The organism is Spiroplasma endosymbiont of Megaselia nigra, from assembly GCF_003987485.1.
GTDB lineage: Bacteria > Bacillota_I > Bacilli_A > Mycoplasmatales > Mycoplasmataceae > Spiroplasma.
The window spans coordinates 1-2,080 of the sequence record NZ_RCOO01000186.1 but is presented as its reverse complement, the minus strand read 5'-3'; the positions used below and the strand labels follow the sequence as shown (position 1 = coordinate 2,080).

General features: G+C 23.7%; 2 protein-coding genes and 1 pseudogene. 1 reads left to right on the top strand and 2 read right to left on the bottom strand.

Going from position 1 to position 2,080, the window contains the following annotated elements:
• A pseudogene (locus D9R21_RS05940) lies at positions 1 to 557 on the bottom strand (hypothetical protein); the annotation flags it as partial.
• Positions 558 to 580: 23 nt separating this feature from the next.
• The gene (locus D9R21_RS05935) at positions 581 to 826 is read right to left on the bottom strand and encodes a hypothetical protein (RefSeq protein ID WP_126821478.1); all 246 of its coding nucleotides are present in this window, start codon (positions 824 to 826) and stop codon (positions 581 to 583) included.
• 92 nt (positions 827 to 918) lie between these two features.
• Here D9R21_RS05935 and D9R21_RS05930 point away from each other — a divergent pair, with 92 nt between their 5' ends.
• Complete coding sequence (locus tag D9R21_RS05930) at positions 919 to 1,983, top strand: hypothetical protein (protein WP_126821477.1); 1,065 nt, start codon at positions 919 to 921, stop codon at positions 1,981 to 1,983.
• Positions 1,984 to 2,080 lie beyond the last annotated feature (97 nt).

The following is a 2,080-nucleotide window of genomic DNA, read 5'->3' as shown; positions in this document are numbered from 1 at the left end:
TTATTTTTATATTTTGCTTTTACTGCTTTGTAAATTTTTTTAATTTGTTTTTCACCATCACTTAATATTAATATTTTAGTATCTTCATTAATATCATAAGTATCAATTGATTTAAAAATTTTATAAATAAAATTATCAATATTAGATTTATCATTTTTATTCTTATGATTTTTATTCATCATTTGAAAAACGCCTTTTTTCTTTTTCATTTTTATTCTGGTTTTTGTTGACTTTTCTTCATCAATACCAACATGCATAGTCGCAAGAAATATTTTATTTTCAACTCTTTTTTTATTTTCTCTCATAGGTTCAAAAGCCCCATCAATTTGAATATATAAAACATTATTTGGGGTTTTAATTTTATTGTTATTTTTATTACTAATGTAATCGGTTTCTTCTAAATCGGCATTTTTAAAAATATTAGATATTGTTCTTTCACTAATGTTAGCATTTTCTGTTGTATGCAAAATATCTTTATATCTTTTCCCATCGCCCATAAAAGACATATATTTATCTTTTAAATTTTTTTCAATTCTTTCGTATTTTTTTAACCCCAATTCTTCATCTAAAGGATAACGATTTATATTTTCTTTTTTTCTTCATCATATTTAACATATCTTCGTCTTTTTACAGTGTTATCCCCATATTCTGTTTTAAATGTTTTTGGTATTTTTGATACAACCTTATATCCTTGTAATATTTTTCCTTGTTGATATAATTTAAATATCTCATTATCTCTTTCAATTAAGAAATTATTAATTTCATTTATTGTTTTTTTTCTTTTATTTTCTTTATAATTTCCTAATAAATTTTGTTTTAATTCCATTTTATAATTTCCTTTCGTAATTAAACAATTTTTTTAAATTATGATATTTAATACTTCAAATAATTTTATCAAAAAAAGGAGGCTAATTAAAAATGCAAGATTTTAAAAAAATTAATAACAAAAAACGAATTACTAGTTATCAACATTTAAATAAAAAATATGATTTAAATTTTAGTGACTATAATTTTGGTTTTGATTGAGAAGTATTTAAAGATTTTGTTGGTGATAGTTATGCCCGATATTTTACTTCGCCAACTTTTTTTAAATTTGTTTCAGCGGGGCGTGGTACTAATAAAACATGAAATCATTTAGCAGAAAAATTATTTTTTGCTTGTAATTTTACCGATGCTTCATCTAATATTTTACGAAGATATGCCAATACCCATGAAGATACTACATTTGGCGATACAATTAATGTATGTAATTATCTATACGATAAATATGGGATTGATATAGGACCCGACAATGAAAATGGCATTGTTTGACCTAAAAATGTTAAAGAAGGTGGCGAAATTGTTTTTCCTAGTGGTGTTCGCATTGCTTTTGCGGGTTATGCTAATGGTAATAAAATTATGGGAAAAGTTGGTAAAGGTAGTGGTATTATATCGGCGTGAACAGATGAAATGATACATGCTGAAGAAAAAGAAATTTTAACGGACAAAGAACTAGATAAAAGATATAATAATTTAAGAGTTTCAATGTTTCGTTCAAAAAGTTTAAAAGTATCTTATGAAAAATATATAGACGAAAATGATAATGAACAATATAATTTAGATAATCCTATTCCAATAACAGAATTATCTTGGACATTTCAAGAATGAGACAACACAGCAAAACAATACATAACAGTAACAACATATTTTCATAAAACATATTCTAATCAATTTACTTTTAACCCTTTTGATAAATACCATGTCTTTTATGAAAAATTTGTAACCCCATATTTACCCTTAAATGAAAGAATTAAAAATATTTTAAAAGAACACAATCAAGTATATTCAGAAAACAAAAAAGCATTTAATGGTTTGGGTATTTTTAATTTACGATTAACAATGGGTGCTGTTTGAAATAAAATACCTAATATTACTAAAAAACTTGTTTTAACAAACAAACAAGAACGACCTGATTTATTTGAACTTGAATACTACGGTTTTTAATATAACGATAATGACCCCAGTATTTATGTTTTACGAAATTATCGTAAATATATTAAAGAGTATAATTTACAAGATTTTTATAATTCCAATACAAAAC